General features: G+C 61.2%; 1 protein-coding gene. It reads left to right on the forward strand.

Features of this window, described 5'->3' with window-relative positions; translation table 11 throughout:
• On the forward strand, positions 1-389 hold a 389-nt coding region (locus MTX36_RS29515), incomplete at both ends, for an ATP-binding cassette domain-containing protein (protein ID WP_243623211.1).

The raw sequence follows: 389 nt of genomic DNA on the forward strand, positions 1-389 counted from the left end.
GACATGTCGACGATGAAAAAGTCTGAGATGAAGCACTTCTGGGGCCCCGAGATCGCCATGGTCTTCCAGGATCCGATGACCTCGCTCAACCCGTTCAAGCGAATCGGTACGCACATCACCGAATCCTTGAAGTTCCACCTCGGTCTCAAAAAGGCCGAGGCGCGCGACCGCGCCGCCGAATTGCTGACGATGGTGGGTATCCCCGAGCCGACGCGTCGTCTCGACCAGTACCCCCACGAGCTGTCCGGCGGTATGCGTCAGCGTGTGGTCATCGCCATGGCGTTGGCCTGCGAGCCGAAGCTGCTGATCGCCGACGAGCCGACGACAGCTCTCGACGTGACGGTGCAGAAGCAGATCCTCGACCTGCTTGCCTCGCTCAACGACAAGCT

The sequence above is a fragment of the Rhodococcus sp. ARC_M6 genome (genome assembly GCF_022810305.1).
In the GTDB taxonomy this organism is placed as follows: domain Bacteria; phylum Actinomycetota; class Actinomycetes; order Mycobacteriales; family Mycobacteriaceae; genus Rhodococcus_F.